General features: G+C 67.9%; 14 protein-coding genes and 3 pseudogenes. 5 read left to right on the top strand and 12 right to left on the bottom strand.

Features of this window, described 5'->3' with window-relative positions; all coding sequences use genetic code 11:
• From U9977_RS17285 to U9977_RS17305, 5 genes are all read right to left on the bottom strand, one after another.
• Positions 1–2,577: caspase, EACC1-associated type (locus tag U9977_RS17285; protein WP_322750308.1), on the bottom strand; the 2,577-nt coding region annotated here is incomplete at its 3' end.
• A gap of 2 nt (positions 2,578–2,579) precedes the next feature.
• Positions 2,580–3,029 carry an effector-associated constant component EACC1 gene (locus U9977_RS17290; protein ID WP_322750309.1) on the bottom strand — a complete coding sequence of 150 codons (450 nt, stop codon included), beginning with the start codon at positions 3,027–3,029 and terminating at the stop codon, positions 2,580–2,582.
• 215 nt (positions 3,030–3,244) lie between these two features.
• Positions 3,245–4,177 (bottom strand): DUF2637 domain-containing protein, encoded by a 933-nt coding sequence (locus U9977_RS17295; protein ID WP_322750321.1) that lies wholly within the window; start codon positions 4,175–4,177, stop codon positions 3,245–3,247.
• A gap of 128 nt (positions 4,178–4,305) precedes the next feature.
• Positions 4,306–5,013 carry an ABC transporter substrate-binding protein gene (locus tag U9977_RS17300; RefSeq protein ID WP_322750310.1) on the bottom strand — a complete coding sequence of 236 codons (708 nt, stop codon included), beginning with the start codon at positions 5,011–5,013 and terminating at the stop codon, positions 4,306–4,308.
• Positions 4,974–5,435, bottom strand: a complete 462-nt coding sequence (locus U9977_RS17305) for a nuclear transport factor 2 family protein (RefSeq protein ID WP_322750311.1) — start codon at positions 5,433–5,435, stop codon at positions 4,974–4,976. The genes U9977_RS17300 and U9977_RS17305 overlap by 40 nt, the downstream gene beginning before the upstream one ends.
• Positions 5,436–5,979: 544 nt before the next feature.
• Between U9977_RS17305 and U9977_RS17310 the strand changes: the two genes are divergently transcribed.
• Positions 5,980–7,284, top strand: coding sequence for a helix-turn-helix domain-containing protein (locus U9977_RS17310; protein ID WP_322750312.1), 1,305 nt, complete (start codon positions 5,980–5,982; stop codon positions 7,282–7,284).
• Positions 7,285–7,874: 590 nt separating this feature from the next.
• Here U9977_RS17310 and U9977_RS17315 read toward each other — a convergent pair.
• Positions 7,875–8,309, bottom strand: a complete 435-nt coding sequence (locus U9977_RS17315) for a nuclear transport factor 2 family protein (RefSeq protein ID WP_322750313.1) — start codon at positions 8,307–8,309, stop codon at positions 7,875–7,877.
• Positions 8,310–8,745: 436 nt separating this feature from the next.
• Here U9977_RS17315 and U9977_RS17320 point away from each other — a divergent pair, with 436 nt between their 5' ends.
• Both U9977_RS17320 and U9977_RS17325 read left to right on the top strand, forming a co-directional pair.
• Positions 8,746–9,621 (top strand): hypothetical protein, encoded by an 876-nt coding sequence (locus U9977_RS17320; protein WP_322750314.1) that lies wholly within the window; start codon positions 8,746–8,748, stop codon positions 9,619–9,621.
• A 19-nt stretch (positions 9,622–9,640) separates the two neighbouring features.
• Complete coding sequence (locus tag U9977_RS17325; protein WP_322750315.1) at positions 9,641–9,841, top strand: hypothetical protein; 201 nt, start codon at positions 9,641–9,643, stop codon at positions 9,839–9,841.
• 151 nt (positions 9,842–9,992) lie between these two features.
• Here U9977_RS17325 and U9977_RS17330 read toward each other — a convergent pair whose 3' ends face one another.
• From U9977_RS17330 to U9977_RS17345, 4 genes are all read right to left on the bottom strand, one after another.
• Positions 9,993–11,231, bottom strand: coding sequence for a cytochrome P450 (locus U9977_RS17330; protein WP_322750316.1), 1,239 nt, complete (start codon positions 11,229–11,231; stop codon positions 9,993–9,995).
• A 151-nt stretch (positions 11,232–11,382) separates the two neighbouring features.
• Positions 11,383–12,249 (bottom strand): SDR family NAD(P)-dependent oxidoreductase, encoded by an 867-nt coding sequence (locus U9977_RS17335; protein WP_322750317.1) that lies wholly within the window; start codon positions 12,247–12,249, stop codon positions 11,383–11,385.
• A gap of 201 nt (positions 12,250–12,450) precedes the next feature.
• Positions 12,451–12,660 carry a ferredoxin gene (locus tag U9977_RS17340; RefSeq protein WP_322750318.1) on the bottom strand — a complete coding sequence of 70 codons (210 nt, stop codon included), beginning with the start codon at positions 12,658–12,660 and terminating at the stop codon, positions 12,451–12,453.
• The gene (locus tag U9977_RS17345; protein WP_322750319.1) at positions 12,657–13,046 is read right to left on the bottom strand and encodes a hypothetical protein; all 390 of its coding nucleotides are present in this window, start codon (positions 13,044–13,046) and stop codon (positions 12,657–12,659) included. Before U9977_RS17345 ends, U9977_RS17340 begins: the two co-directional genes overlap by 4 nt.
• A 174-nt stretch (positions 13,047–13,220) precedes the next feature.
• Here U9977_RS17345 and U9977_RS17350 point away from each other — a divergent pair, with 174 nt between their 5' ends.
• Both U9977_RS17350 and U9977_RS27080 read left to right on the top strand, forming a co-directional pair.
• Positions 13,221–13,787, top strand: coding sequence for a TetR/AcrR family transcriptional regulator (locus U9977_RS17350; protein ID WP_322750320.1), 567 nt, complete (start codon positions 13,221–13,223; stop codon positions 13,785–13,787).
• A 25-nt stretch (positions 13,788–13,812) separates the two neighbouring features.
• Positions 13,813–13,894, top strand: a pseudogene (locus U9977_RS27080) (ABC transporter ATP-binding protein); the annotation flags it as partial.
• 256 nt (positions 13,895–14,150) lie between these two features.
• Here the strand turns inward: U9977_RS27080 and U9977_RS17355 are convergent.
• Together U9977_RS17355 and U9977_RS17360 are read right to left on the bottom strand one after the other, a co-directional pair.
• Positions 14,151–14,309: pseudogene (locus U9977_RS17355) on the bottom strand (transposase); the annotation flags it as partial.
• Positions 14,310–14,375: 66 nt separating this feature from the next.
• A pseudogene (locus tag U9977_RS17360) lies at positions 14,376–15,209 on the bottom strand (transposase family protein).
• Positions 15,210–15,925: the final 716 nt, after the last annotated feature.

The following is a 15,925-nucleotide window of genomic DNA, read 5'->3' on the forward strand; positions in this document are numbered from 1 at the left end:
ATGCCCGTCGCCGGTCAACGCCACCGCAGTCACCGAGTCGGTGTGGCCCGCAAGAGTAGCGCGGAGATAACTGTCGATCAATACCGCGGACAGGTGGTCGGCTGCGCCGGCCTGGCTGCTAATTGCGGCGGCGGCCAGGTCGAGTTTGAGGGAAGTCCGTGGGCCGGTGGCCTGCAGGGTGTCGGCCAGGTCCACCAGGCCCTGCGCTGCGGTACGGTGGCCCTGGTCGACGGCGCGACGCCATTGCACGAAGGCGACACTGCCGGCGACAAGCGCGGCCAGGAGCAGGACGACCACGACGGTGGCGAAGATCCGGCTGCGGTGGGCACGCCGGCGCGCGGCGTGGATGCTGGCGTCGAGGAACGCGCGGGCGACCGGGGGGAGAGCGGCCGACGGCCGGCGGGTATGCTCGCGGGCGAGGTCCAGCCGGCTGCCGCGGTAGAGCAGGTCGGGATCGCGGTTGTGGGTCGCCCAGGTGTGGGCGTCATCGAGGAGACGTTGGGTGACGAGCAGGCCGGCGCGGTCGGCGTCGATCCAGCGTCGCAGGGTGGGCCAGGCGTGCAGCAACGCCTCGTGGGTGATCTCCACGGAGGTTTCGTCGAGAGTGAGCAGGCGTACCTGGTCGGCAGCAAAGGCGTCCAGCACCGCCCGGGCCGGGTCGTCACCGTCGTCGTCGACCAGCTCCGCGCGGCTGCGGCACCGGCGGGTGTCGTTTCCGCCCTCGGTGCCGAGGGCGACCAGACGCAGTAGCAGGGTGCGGGCGGTAGCCTGGCTGGGCTTGTCGAGGCTGGCGTAGACCTGTTCGGCGGTGCGGGCTACAGCGTGATCGACGCCGCCGGTGGCGGCGTAGCCGGCCAGGGTCAGCAGCCGCCCCTCGCGCTGCTGCCAAGTCGCCAGTAGCGCGTAGGACAGCAGCGGCAGCGTCCCGGCCGGCCGGCCGACCGGCGCTCCGTCTCCGCCGTTCGGCAGGCCGAGGCCGGGGACGCCGAGGTCGCGCAGCAGCGTTTCGACCAGGCCGTCTTCCAGGGCGAGGCCGACCCGCCCGGCAGGTCCGACGATGACCTGACGGAACTCTTCTCGGCTCATCGGGCCGACCACGACCTGCCCGCCGGACAGGGCCGGCAGCAGCTCGGGGTAGTCCGCGCAGCGGCCGTAGAAGTCACCCCGCACCCCCACAACCACGATGGCTGGGGGTGGCAGGCCATCCTCCCCGTCCCCGTCGCTGGTGCTGGTGCCGGCGGCGACCAAGGCGCGGATGAACGTCTGCCGGTCGGTGTCGGTGACCTCGGAGGTGAACAATTCCTCGAACTGGTCAACGACGAGCAGCACCCGCCGGGCCGCGGCCCCCTCCGCCTGGTCGTGGGGGCCGGGTGGGGCCGCGGCGGCCAGCGCGGCGTGCAGGTGCCGGCGAATGCCTGCGGGATCGGAGGCCAGGGCGGCGCGCAGCCGGTCAGGCGGCTGGCCAGCCGGGCCGACCAGGACGGCGGCAAGCCGGCCCAGCGGGTCGGTACCGGGAACCAGGACCAGCTGGGGCCACTGCCAGGAGCCGGGTGCCGTCTGGCGGGTGCCGTCGGCCAGCGCGGGCAGCACCCCGGCGCGCAGCAGGGAGGTTTTCCCCGCACCGGAAGCGCCGACGACCATCAGCGGCCGGGGATGGTCGAGCCGGTCCGCGAGCTGCGCCACCACCTCGGTGATCAGCTGGTCGCGGCCGAAGAAAAATCGGGCGTCCCGCCGGCCGTAGGAGGCCAACCCCCGGTAGGGGCAGACGTCGTCCGCCCCTACCGGGGTGCGGTCATCCCCCTCGTACCGGTGGGGGTGGGGCGGCTGGTAGGCCCGGTTGTCGACCAGCAGCAGGTCCCCGGCCTGGCCACCGGCATGACGCCGGGGTTCGGGACGGCCCGCCGCGGACAGCATCCGGATCAGATACCGGTAGACCGACTCCAAGGTCAACTGCGGCGGGCCGGTCGGGTCCCCCCGATCCAGCAGGTCCAGCAGCGCCCCGGTGAACACGGTGTGCCGGGCGCCGGGCGAGGCCAGCGCCGCTTGGTTCCGGGACGCCGCGGTCAGCAGGTAGCTGTCTCGTACCGCGGTCATCGCGAACACGTCGTGGCTACCAGTGACCACAGCGGCCGAGGCCCGGCCGGCGAAACAGCAGTCCAACACCACGACCACCGTCCCCGCCTGGCTGTCGGACACGACGTCGCGGACCCGCCGGTAGGGCAGGGCCTGCTGGTAGGGGGCGACCGCTCCCACCCGGGTGAGGTTCTCGGTGGCGGTGGTCGCCAGATGCAGCTCGCCAGCAGCGTCGAGCACGCCGTGGCCGACGTAGTACACCACCAGCAGCCTCGTCGCCTCTGCCGCGGCCTCCCGCACCGCCTGATCGACAACATCCGGACCGGCCGGATCGGCTACCAGGCGCAGGTGGGCCGGGTCCAGCGCGCAGCGTCGCCACAGGGCGACGGCCAAATCGGTCAGGGTCGTGCCGACCGCGGGAACATCCGGAAGGATCGACCCGGGCGGATGGTGGCCGGTGCCGACCAGCACCACCCGCACGCCCGGGCCGGACAGCCCGCCCACCACTACCCGGCCGTGGTCGAACCCGGACGGTCCTTGCCGGCCGATGGCTGGCCCGCTGGATCCCCCGATCCGGCCGCATCGACATCATGTGCTGTCGGCCGGGTGCTGTCCAGTGCCCGGCCGGTCTGCTCGATCAGGGACTGGATGGCCGTGGCGTCCAACCTTCGCACCTGCCGGCCCTCGATCCGGATCGACCCGGTTGAGTGTTCTGCGGTCACGGTGATATCCGTGTGACGGCTGCGGATCCACGCCACGGCGATCGTCGCTAGCGTCGTCGCGGCCCCACCCGACTCCAACGCGATGTTCAGTGCGTCAAGGAGCGGCCCCAGCTCGCCGGGGGCCGGCGGTACCTCCACCAGCCGCACCCGTCCCCGCAGCTCATCCTCCTCGACCAGCCAGTCCCGCAGCGACCGCATATCGTCGCCCGCAGCGCCCTCCAAGCGGACCGTCACATCCAATTTCCCCAACCCCCACGGGTGTATGAGATGCCTACCCGGGGTGCCTACCCGGTCTCAGTCTGGATGCACCGCATGATGCTCTTCTCTCCCACGCCGACACGCTCGACTTCCGACGCCGATTTCGTCGGGACGTGGCAGAAGTTCGGGAGATCCTTGGGTTCGGCGAGTCCCATAGCAATCCGTCCTAGAACTGATCCATTATCGAAAAGCTACTTTCTGTGACTTATTGGCCCAAATTCGGTCAAATATAGATCTTTGGTGGGAAATGGTGGCGAGTCCAGATCCTGTTGGACAGTGGCGTGGCCGGCAACCTGCACGTGACGGCCGGTGGCGCGGATTTCGGCGATGTAGCGGCGGGCGGTGCCTTCGTGGAGATCGACGCGGGGGACGAGGTCGCGGGCCAGAGCGTAGGTGCTGCGGGGATCATCGGGTGGGATGTCGGCGACGAGAGCGCACAGCCGCGCGCGTTTGGTACCACCCCGGCGCGGCGGATCGACCCGGTACAGCGGGGTGACGACCGTGTCCGTGTCGTGCCTCATCCCGACGGCCGGCTGCTCGCGGCTCGGGGCGTCGATCAGGTCCGTATCGTCCTGCGCTGCAGGGTCGGGCTCGTCGATGCCGGCGTTCTGTTCCGCCGGGCTCGTCACCTCCGGCGCCTGCGGTCGGTCCGTCTCGGCGGACGCCAAGGTGATGGCGTCCGCCGGGTGGGACGTGCCGGGCATGCCAGGTCTGATGGCGGCCGTCCCGACATATCCGGTGTCGCGAATCTGGCGGATCAACAGCTCATAGGCTCCGATCAACGCGGCGGACGGCCAGGCCGCGATGATCCGGGCGGTGAGCTGCGGGTCGGCATGGATGACGTTCGCGGACAGGCTCGCCACCGACCCGAGGATCAGCAGGGTGTAGGCCAGCCATGGGGGCTTCCGCCGGGCACGACTGGCACTGAGCATGCTCATGGACGCGGCCACGATCAAACCGTCGACGGAGACCGGGATGATCGTGGAATTCAGCGGATCCTCACCGTACTGGAGCGCAACAGCCCGCATGTGCCGGTAACTGACAACGGCCGCGATCCCGGCGACGGCGACCACGGCTGCGGTCGTCGCCCAGCGGATCTGGCGCTCACCCCGGTCGGGCAGCAGCGGATCGGCTACGACGGCGGCGGTGGCTGGGACCCGGACGGAACATGATCAACATATAGGTCGGTCACCACCGCGAGCACCCCGCCGCCACAGCGGACGCCACCTGAACGACCCGGCCCGCAACAACACTAATCGATCAAGAGACCTGACCAGCTACCCATGGCCTTCACCAGTTGCTGGTACTGGGTGCGGCGACCACCATCTCGATGCAGTCGGTGCCGCCGGAGTTCAGGCTCGCCGCCTGCGTGGTGACGTCGGAGGCGGTCCGGGATCGGCACCGTCTTCTCGATGCTGAGGTTGTAGGGCTTGAGGCCCGCCGCGAATAGGCCCGCGGAGTTGCGGCCGGCGGCGATGTCGGCGACGGCGACGGCGACGGCCGGCTTCTTCTTGTCGAGCTTGCCGCAGATGGTGCCTCCGCCCGCGATTTGGATCACGCCGGTGGCGAAGGGGAACGAGTCAGGGCTTTTCAGTTCGCTCGCGCTGCTCGGCACCTCGCCGATGACCGGGATCTTGGCCTTCTCCAGGATCGGCATGTACCGGTCACCGACGGCGGAATCCGCGGTGACGAACAAGTACTTCCCGGACACCGCCTGTTGTGCGCACGCGGCGCCCTTGTTCGGGTCGAACTGGTCGTCGCAGGAGGTCTGCGCACGTAGTGCTACCTCCCGTGAAGGTGGCCGGTCCCAACCACCTCGCTCCCGCCGCGACTGGCCATCCCGGTCGCGGTCGCCCGGCTCTACGCGGTCTCCGCCCGAGCCGTCGTACGTCCTTGCAACTGTTCTAACCGGACAATAATTTAGGACGCGGAGATCGTCCTCGCCCAGAACTCTTCGCATTTCTTATCAACCAGGTCCACACCCTTTGTGATCATTCCGTCCTCCACTCGGTAGAGCACTACACAGTCGTAAGACGCAACTTCCCCGGTGACCGTGGCCCGTCGACGAAGCCTGATGTGCGTCACGACCATCTCCTCGCCCGCCGGCCAGCACCCGACGAGCTCGTCGTCGGACGCCCCTTCGTCCATGTAGCGGCGGCAGATCCGGTTCACATTGTCATGGGACTCCTTGCCTATCATGATCTCAATCTCACCCCGGGGCCCGTGGCCATAATATTCGATATCCGGGTGGATGGCACTGTTATAGCTACCTTCGAGGTAGCCCGAATAGTTCGTGGTGCTGTCACTGATACCAGAAAACATCGCCCTGACCACGGCGAGATTCTCCTCGGCTTTTGTCAATTTCGCATTGTCGGTAGTCATGTCTGCGCACACCCAATCTCGGAGAATCTACTTCGATTCGAACAAGCTTCGTCAGTCTGTGCCCCACCGACCGACCGCGGCATCGGAGTCCTACCTGAGGAGCAGGCTCCCTATGAGTGTGACGGTTGGATGCTCGCTCATCAGCGGCCGTTCTCCGTCGTTTACTGGAACGTGAAGATGTCGACGCCGCGTCGCGGTCCGCAGGCTGGATCTGCAGAGCGACGGGATCCGGTCGGCGGAATTCTGGCCGTCCCGCGCACCTGCGCGACCGCGCGGCAGTCGCACCGACGCACCCGGGCCCGGTGTCACCGATCACGAGGTCTCGGTGGAGGCGCTACCTCGTCCGCTGTTGTCCTCATGCGGCCAGGCTAGGAACGGAAGCACGCCTTGACACTGGTGTGGGCCACAGAGTTCGCTGTTGGCCCCGACACCCATGGGGCACTTTTGGGTGGTGGGACGGGCTAACTTGATCAGGTATCGGCAGCGTCTCATGACGAATGACGAACTTCGCCGTCCGCTTCGACCCACTACGGTAGGTGTTCGCATGTCGCGGCCTGAGCCTGCATCGTCCCTGCCCTTCCTTGGCGCCGGGCCGTTGGTCCTCGCCGAGGTGCTGGACAGGTGTGCCCACGAGGTGGCGATCCGGTCGTCTGACCTGATCTTGAGCGAGCTGCCCGTCTACGTGCGCGGCGGCGACGCCCTCCGGCTCGAGACGCAGACCCGCACGGAACTCCGGCTGCACTGGCTGTTCGGGTCTGTCCGCGAGGGCCGGTTCCCGACGACTCCACACGACCGGGTCCGAGAGGGGGCCATGCGGCGGTTGCAACAAGGGATTCCCCTGGACGTCGTCCTGCGCGCTTACCGCCTCGTGTCGCGCCTGCTGTGGGAGGTGATGCTCCGGGAGGCGGCCCGGCTTCCCGAGGGCAACGAGTCACTCGCCGCCCTGATGTCCGTTGTCATGGGGTACGTCGACGCTGAGGGCGATGAACTCGCCACGGTCTACATCCGCGAGCAGCAGGAACTGACGGCCGACGACGACCGCACGCGCCGCGATGTGCTCGAACGCCTCCTCGCTGGCGAAGCCCCCCCTTCACACTTCATGGCCAGGGTGTGGTCGGTCGAGACCGACGCCTGTTGTCTGGTGATGATTGCGACGCTGCTGGGGCAGGCGCTCGACGGTCAGATCGCGCTGCATCGCGTGGCCCGGAGCCTCGCCCTGGATCCGGAGTGGACCGCCGCTCCCCGACCGCTCATCGTCGCCCGCCAGCAGGAGATCGTTGGGTTCTTTCCGCTGGGTCGGCTGGACGATCGTGAGCTGTGCCGCCGCATCGTGTCCGTCATGCGGCGGCTGGCCGGGCAGCACAGGCTCCCGCTCGGGATCGGCGTCAGCCTGACCTGCGACAGCCTCGACCGCCTACCTCAGGGCTACGACCAGGCTGTGGACGCGGCGCGCCGCACCACGCCCGACAGTCCGGTCCTCGCCCTTCCGCAACTGCCGTTATGGGAGTACCTGGCGCTGCGCGCCGACCCGGCCGCGTGCCCGCGCAATCGCCTCCGATCGCTCATCGAGGGCGACGATCCCGCCCACCGATCCCTCCTCGAGACCGTGGTCACCTATGCACACACCAACCGCAACGTCAACGCCGCCGGCACGCAGCTCCTGGTGCACCCCAACACCGTGCTCCACCGGCTGCGCAGAGTCGAAGACCTGACCGGCCTCGACCCCCGCCGCGCCATGGACCTCATAGAGCTGATGACGGCAATTGCCGTGCTCAACCGCTCCGCCCTTCACCCCGACCCGATCAAAGGCGGCGTCCACGCGGTCCCGCCGATGAGAGGCTCTGGATGAAGGCTGCCAGAATCGCACGGTCTTCGACCCCGCCCAGAGCCGGCACAGGCGAAGCCCTCTCGGCGCGCTCCGATCCGGACTCCTACGGGCAGATCGTGCAGTGTCAGCGCGAGTTGTACTGGACCGCCCCGCCCGACTGCTCCGATCCGAAAATCGTCCGGAAGGTGGGCGGACAGGCCCCCGCCCCCCATACCGCCGTGGGCTGGTTGGTGACGGTGGGTGGGGGTGCTCACCGACCCAGATCGACTCGATGCCCCGTTCCTCGGCTTGCTGCGCGAAGGTCACCTACTCCGCGGCCCACTCCCACGGCGTCGCCATCAGCCCGATCTTCACCGCTGCCACCACCTTCCTGTCCCACGTCGGCCCTATCCCAGGTCGGCGTTGAGCCGGAGTATGTTCTCTCGACTAGCCAGACATAACTGTCTGGCAATTGGACCGTCACCCAACAGAGTCCGTCAGGTCCGCTCCCGCCACCGTCCTACGGCGAGCAGGGGCTCTGTCCGCAGCGCGGCGACGCGGCCGACGGCCCTGCGTGGTCGCAGCAGACGCCCACTTCGCTGTACATGCCCACGTCCACGCAGCCGATAGTTCTACAGCTCTGTGCGCAGCGCCGCGAGGTCATGTACGGCGCCAGTGAGGAAGGGCGGTCGGCCGAGGGTGCGTGGTAGAAGGCGGCGGCGGCTGAACCGCCACCCTTCGGGAAGCAGTACGACGTCGTCGTCGTAGTAGCCGAGGAACAGCATGCCGGCGCCGTCCACGCGGCGACGGGCCCACTCGGTAATCTGGAACCGGGCCGAGGCGTGACCCTCGTCGTGGACGTTCACCAGGCCGAGATGCACCGTTTGGAAGACGAATTCGAGGCTCGCCACCGCCGCCGAGATGGTCTTCTCGATCGCGTCGCGTCCGACCGCGGGAGCCGTGGTGGGTGTCTCCAGCACACCGTCCGGTGCGTATGCCAGCACCGCTTCGCCGACCTCGCCGCGACTGACCGCCTCGGCGTAGGAGACCGCGAGCTGCTGGATCACGATGATGTCTGCTGCTTGCGCCGGTGACGGCCGCTTGAGAATCATATCTGCCGTCGGCCTATCTCTCGTAACTTGACGATACTCCGGATCACAGATTCCCAATCATGGTCTATCTCGCATATCACGAGAGCTGCGGGAGTTGCCGGCCTGCCGCATCGAGTCGGCTCGAGCGCAACCATGATCCTCCTCGCCCGCGAGGAGGATCACCTCACGCCCGTCGGCGACCTTGACGGGCGACACGGCTTGGCCCTGGAAATGCTCCGGCAGGTGACGGGTAAAGGAGTCCCGCGTCTCGTACATGTGCTGATCGCAGTCGAAAGATATGTCCGCTCCACGTCGTTTGTTCCCTCGCGCCCACGCCGACATATACACTGTAGATTCCATCGGGCAGAGAGGGCAAGGAAACAGCCGTCACCGCTGCAGCGGAAGGAGAACCGTGACCGAGAGCAGCACCGTCCGGCGCGAGCTCGCCGATCCCTACGGCGAGTGGGCCGGCACCCGTGGGGTACTCATGAGCTACCGGTACCTCGCTTCCCGGCCGAAGGCGATCGACCGGGACCACGCCGAGGGCTGGATAGCACTTCGTCCCGACCTGCGCGCTCCAGGGGGCGTGCTCGCGGCACCGCTCGCCATCGCGATGCTCGATGTCGCCGGCATCAACGTCGACCCGATCAACATCCTGGCGCTCACCCAGGTCGACCTGGAGGTCATCGACCCGTCGTCCGACGTCGACGAGGTCCACCTCGTCGGGCACGTGACGTGCGAGACCCGGTCGCAGATCTTCACCGAAGTACGGATGCACGACGGCGCCAACCCGGAGCGCGCCATCGGGTTCGGCACCGCGAACTGGTCGGTGATCGCTCCGACGCCCGCGGGCTTCACCTACCCCGAGCCCGGCACCGGCATCGAGGGACTCGACGTCGTCCCGCCGCTCTACGAGGCGTACACAGGCCGACGCCGCGACGACGGCCGCCTCGAGATCCCCAGCCTCACGCCCAAGATCGGTACCGACCGCCTGCACCACGGCCCGATGCTCGTCGTCTGCGAAGCCGCCGCCATCCAGGCCGCCGCGGAACACCTGGGTACCGACGCCCTCGCGGTCGAGCACCTCGGTCTGACGATCGTGCGCCCCGGTCGGGTCGGGCCCTTCGTCGCGAGCCCCGTCTTCATCGGCGTCGCCGGCCGTGCCGTCGCCGTCCGCGTCGAGCTGCACGACGACGGCAACGGCGGGCGCCTGTTCGCGGCGATGCTCCTACGCATGCGGGTCATGGACTGCCGTGACGACGGTCGGCGCCACTGGCATCACAGATAAGGTTGTCCTCGTTACGGGCATGACGTCGGGGATCGGCCGCACCCTCGCCGAGGTATTCGCCGAACGTGGCGTGCACCGGCGGCTGTCCGCCGCGGTGAGCGAACGTCCGGGAGTCGCCGACTACCTCGTCGACATCACCAGGACCCGCCACGGCACCAGGCTCCAGGCAGCAGTAGCTGGCGCAGGGCGCCCGAGGGTCCGGCGTACACGTCAGATCTAGATGCCGGTGCAACGTTGTCGTGCATCCCTTCAGGATGTGCACGTACCGGGAGCCGACCTCGACCACGAACAGGCGGGAACTTTCTGTGGGTGGGGTCGCAGTTCACAGCCTTTCAGTGCGACCTGAAGGGCGGTGAACTGCGGTCGGTGGGTCAGCGGGCGGCGGTGAAGGTCACCGGCAGGTACCTGGCTTGGCGTACACCGGCGAGCTCGTAGCGTGGCTCCTCGCCGGGGGTGATCCAGTAGTCGGGGATCCGGCGGTGGAACTGGTCGACGGCGGTGCGCAGCTCGAGGCGGGCCAGGTGCGAGCCGAGGCAGCGGTGCACGCCGGAGGCGAAGGCGATGTGCCGGTTGGCGGGACGGTCAAGCCGCACTTCGAGGGGCGACTCGAAGGTGGCGGGATCGACGTTGGCGCTGGCCCAGCACAGGAAGACCATCTCGCCCCGGCGGACCGGGACGCCGTTGATCTCGGTGTCCTCGGTGGCCCAGCGAGGTCCGCTGGCCGGCACGGGACTCTCGAAACGCATCAGCTCCTCGATCGCGGCCGGCAGCATTGACGGGTCGGCAACGACGCGGCGCCGCTCGTCCGGATGGGCCGCGAACCACGCGAAGAGGCACGACAGCGACGACGTCACGGTGTCGAGCCCGGCGATCGTGAACAGGTGCATGATGTTGACGATCTCGTCGTCGGACAGCCGCTCGCCGTCGAGCTCGAAGCTCATGAACTCACCGATCAGGTCGTCCCGGGGGGCGCCTTCCCGGCGGCGCTCGTCCAGCCGTTGCCGGAGCCGCTCCCGCATCCGGTCGCCGGCCTCGACGCCGATCGCGTCCTTCTCCTCCATGGTCGTTCCCTCGTTCTTGAGGATGCGATCCTTCATCGCGACGAGGAAATCCATGTCCGCCAGCGGCATCCCGAACAGCGTCAGGAAGATCGTGGACGGCAGCGGCACGCAGAAAGCGTCATGCAGCTCCACCCGGCCGTCGGCCACGAACCCCTCGATGAGCTCGTCGGCGAGCTTGCGGATCTCCGACTCCATCGGCGCGACCTTCTTCGGCGCCAGCAACGGATCGAGCAGCCGGCGGTAACGGCGGTGCTCCTCACCGTCCACGTGCAACGGAGGCAGCGGCCCGCGCGAACCCATCCCCAACGGAAGCCAGGTATCCGGGTGGCTCGACACCAGCGCGGGATGACGGCCCGCGGCCACGACGTCGTCCATCAGGAAGAAGCCGACGCCCATGTCCCAGCGCACGACCGGCGACTCCCGGCGGAGCCGATCGATGATCGACTGGGCGGCCCGCACGTCGAACGCACCATTCGACTCATAGGCGATCATCGCCCTTAACGCCGGCTCCATCTCGCTGTAAAGGATCTCAACGACGTCATCACGCATCGGGACTCCTCCAGGTGGGGTGCGGAGTGGGAGCGATCATCCGAGCATCACCGCGGACGGCGAGGGCCCCACGGGGCGCAGAGCGGTACCCACGGCGGCCGGACGATCGCGTGCATCAGACTGGCCGGACCGGCCAGGAGCGGCGGGCCGGCTAGTCGCCGGTCGGCAACTCGTCGGTCGGCAACTCGTCCTGCCACGAGTCGTCGAAGTACATCGCCACCCGGGAGAGCGATCCGCCGTCGACCGCCGGCAAGCACACGCCAGACATGTACGCCGAGTCGTCGGAGGCCAGGAACAGCGCGACCGCGGCGTTGTCGGCGAGCCGAGGTGGCCGGTCGAGCTTGAGCGGGATCGGCGACACGGCGGGGTCCCACGGTCCGGCCGCCTCCTCATAGGACAGCCCCAGGACCTCGGCTTCGGGCGGCAGCATGAAGTTGACGGACATGCCGTGGGTCGGGCACAACGCGTTCACCCGGATGCCGTATTTGCCAAGGTCGAGGGATGCGTGCCGGACAAGGCTGTTGACCCCGCCCTTGGCGGCGCCGTACGACCCGAAGCCGGGGTAGGCGACGAGCGAGCTGGCGGACGAGGTGACGACGATGGTCCCGCCGCCCTGCCCCTTCATGACCCGCGTCGCGTGCTTGATCGCGAAGAACACGCCGCGCAGCAGCACATGCTGGACGTCGTCCCAGCCCTCGGCCGTGACGTCCTCCAGCGGGATCCGGCCGAAGCCCTTCGGCGGGATGCCCGCGTTGGCGAACATGACATCGAGGCGGCCGAACTCCTCGACCGCGGCACGCACGCCGGCCTCGACGTCAGCCTCGGAGCGAACGTCGAGGGTGCGGGCCACGGCCTTGCCGCCGCGCTCCGCGATGAGCGCCGCGGCATCCTCGGCCCGCCTGGTGATCTTGTCGGTGACGACGAGGGAGGCGCCTTCCCGGGCGAACAGTAAAGCGCTCTCCCGTCCCAGTCCTGCCCCGGCGCCGGTGATCAGAACCACTTTGTCCTGCAGCCGCATCTCTTACTCCTCAGTGGTGGTCGGTGGACGTTGTTCGGGGGACGTCGGATGCCCGGTGGATGTCCGGTGGATGTCCGGTGGATGCATCGCGAGGCGGAGGAGGCGCAGGCTCCGGGCCGCTACCTGGGCCGACGAGCCGGGGCCCCGCGCAGCATGAGGCGCTGGGTGCGCAGCGGACAGGCGTCGAGGAGGTAGCCGAAGCTAGCCACGCGCGTTCTCGCCGATGATCGCTATGGCCCGCTCCGGGCACGACCCGACGGCGCGGCGGGCGGCGGGCATGACGTCGTCGGTCAGCTCTCCATCGCTGATCACGCGCCCGTAGCCGTTCTCGTCGTCGGTGAAAAGGTCGGGAGCCAACATGTAACACAGGCCGTGGCCGGCACACGTGACCCGGTCAATCGCGGGCCTCACCGCGGACCTACCGGCGGGAAGATCAGCGGGAAGATCAGCGGGAGAGCATTCAACCCGAGCGTTCCTCGCGGCCACGTCACCCGCGACGACGCACCGGTGGCGAGGTCGTAGTCGGGGGTCGGGTGGTAGCGGGTCTGCTCCGGCGGGTCGAACGCGAGGGGCACGAGCGGCAGCGGGCTCGCGAGGACGTCGACCGCCTTCTTGGACGAAAACACCGTCGGCTGCCGCAACGCGGTCTCGATGGTCTCGATGTCCGTCAGCGCAAGATCGCCGTCGAGCTCCACCGTGCGGCCGTGGGCGCGGATCAGACGCCAGGCAGCGTCACGATCACGCTCGAGGGGAAAACCAGCTAAAATGATCTTCTCGCTACCTTGCCCGTCCGCCATCAGCGTCCTTCCGGATTGTCCGATATCAGGCCATCGCCGGCCCGGTGCCACGGGTACCTCCTCCTCGTCACCGGGCGTCGAGCGGTCGAGTGTGGCCAGCGTCGCACCCGATCATGTGAGACACATTGCCCCACTGCGTTCCTGTGAGTCAAGATGTCTCATAGTCTTCGAGGCGTGGACACGGCCGACGACGCACGCATCGTCCGCACCCGCGCCGCGGTGCATGAGGCCATGCGGTTGCTGTTTGCGGAAGAGGGGCCTGCCGCGTTGACGCACCAACGCGTAGCTCAACGGGCCGAGGTAGGCCGAGCGACGATCTACCGGCACTGGCCACGACAGATCGACCTGGTCACCGAGGCTCTGACCGTCGTCGAACAGCCGATGTTCCACTCCGGCGAGGGACCCCTGCGGGCCTGGCTGGGTCGCGAGCTGATCCGGTTCGCGGCTGATCTGGCCCAGCCGGTCGTTCAGCAGTTCCTTTCGACCGTCATCGGCGCCGCCGACCAGAATCCGACCGTGGCCGATCTCCGGGACGACCTCCTGCGCCGCACCTCGGCGGTACTGCACAGCGCGTTCGAACAGGCCGAGAGCGAGGGAGAGACAGTGCCGCGACGCGACTACGACGAGCTGCTCGCCCAGATACTCGGTCCAGTGATCTTCCGCGTAACGATCCAGCGCGGGGTAACCGACCGCGACTTCATCGACAGGCTCGTCGACGCGGCGCTCCCCTCCGCCCCGTAGCGCCTACTACACCCGCGCGATCATTGTCGGCTTCGTCTTCCAGGCTTTCCACCTGATCGACGAGTTGACCGCGGTCGAGAACGCCGAACTGCCCGCGCTACTGGTCTGGCGTTTACTAAGGACTGGGCCGCCCAGAATTATCCGGATAGGGGACTCTATAGAATAGATACCTGAGCTTGTTGTTTAACCTGTTTGTTCTTCAGGGGATGCGCCTGTTGACCGGTTTTTGATCTTTCCGACGGGTTGGATGATCGCGCGTCGTGGGTTGGTGCCGCCGGCGGGACGGCCGGGGCCGGGCCTGTAGAAATAACAGCTCTGCCAAGATTCCGGTGGTGACAGGTGGTTACAGGTGGTTACAGGTGTTCATGAGAGCAGGATGCGCTGGCGGAGCAGGGGGAAGCCGGCGCGGCCGTACATCTGCCTCTTGATCAGTTTGACCTTGGTGATGACGCCTTCCGTGGGGCCGTTGCTGTAAGGCAGGGCCAGTCCGGCGACGACGGCGTCGTGGTCGGTGTCGAGCCCGTGAGCCATTCCCGGTAACCATTCGCCACTTTGTGTAGCAACAACGGCGTGATCGGCTGTTGGCTGTCAGGTGGTCCTGCGGTACTCGGCATGGAGGATGACGAGGGCGGCTTTCGCGACGAGTCCGATCTTCCAGGAGTCGATCGTGATGTTGCGGAGCAGCCGGAAGGTGACCTTGAGCAGTGTGTTCGCGCGTTCACTGACGGCGCGCAGCGCGTTGTGGATCCGGTTGCGCCTCTTTCTGTTCGTCGGTGAGGGTGCCGCCTTTGGGCTTCTTGTGCGGGATCGCCAGCGGCCCGGTCTGGGTTGCCAGCCCTTCGTAACCGAGGTCGAACAGGACCTGGCGGGCCTCGCCGGTCCAGTCGTTCGAGCACGGGCAGCGCTCCGGAGGCGCGCAGCGCAGTGCTGTCGTGCTCGCAGCCGGGCCTGACGTCGGAGACCCACAGTGGCCAGCCGTCGTCGGGCGCGGACAGGACCTGGATGTTGGCGTGGTTGGCCGCCTTGCCGGACCACCACAGGTCGACACCCTCGGTCAGGCCGGGCACGCGCAGCCGGTCGGTCTCGACCAGCGTGCCGTCGACGATCACGTGATCATGGCCGGCGACCGCGGCCCGGGCCAGCGCGGTGCGCAGGTCAGGGGCCTGCCAGGCCAGGACGGCGACGCCCTCGTGCAGGTAGCGGTAGCCCACCGACCGGCTGACCCCCGTGATCGGCGAACAGATGGCTGGTCCTCGTGCCGTCACAGAACCAGCGCAGCACCATCATGGCCTGCTCCAGCGGGGACAGCGTCCGGGTGCCCTGACGGGTACCGCGGCGCTGACGCTCCGCGACGAGCAGGCCGGCCAGCCGGAACACGGTGTGATCGCCGAGCGGCAGCTCGGCGGTGTATGTGAAACTCATACCGGACGCGGGGTCTTTCGGACGAAGTGATCTGTGGAAGGACTACTTCCTACCGAGACTCCACGTCCCACCGTCTCCCGCCCCGCACCAGCCACCAGACCACTCACGGTCCGTGACGGTCACCTCGCGTTACAGCCTGTTGCTGGGAAAGGCTCATTGCGTGTGTCCCGGTGGTGGCCCTGACCAAGCGCACGGCCCGGTGACGGCGCGGGTGTAGAAATTGGAGCGGTACCCCCGCCTCGAGCGGGCGTCGTCTCGTCTGGTCCGCCAGGGATGCCGACCAGCACGTTTGCGTGATCGTAGTAGACCGTCTTCGGTTTCGTCGGGGCTGATTCGGGGACGACGTCGTCAACGAGGGTCCCGTGGCGCGGTGGCCGGCGTACCGCGTCCGAGTCGTGCGGCGTGTGCACCGCGGGTGCGGACCCAGGAGTCGGCCCGATTACCAAAAGATGCTGGTGAGAAGCCTGGAGCCTGCGCCAGCACGATGGGTACCACCCCTTGGTGCACATGTCCCCCAGGGAGATCGGTTTGTGTATCGTTGTCCAACGAGTACTGCGCTGCCGCTTTAAGCTTGCAATTTAAGGTTCGGGGCGGCTTCGTCCGCTGACCTGACTCTGGGTAAGGCCGCCGCCGGACACGGAAGACGGCCCTGGCAGGATCGTGCGTTGCGAGACACAGGATCGAACCAAGGCCGTGAGGATGAGTGTGCCCGAGCG

Origin of the sequence: Protofrankia sp. Cas8 (genome assembly GCF_963555845.1) — a bacterium.
In the GTDB taxonomy this organism is placed as follows: Bacteria; Actinomycetota; Actinomycetes; order Frankiales; family Frankiaceae; genus Protofrankia.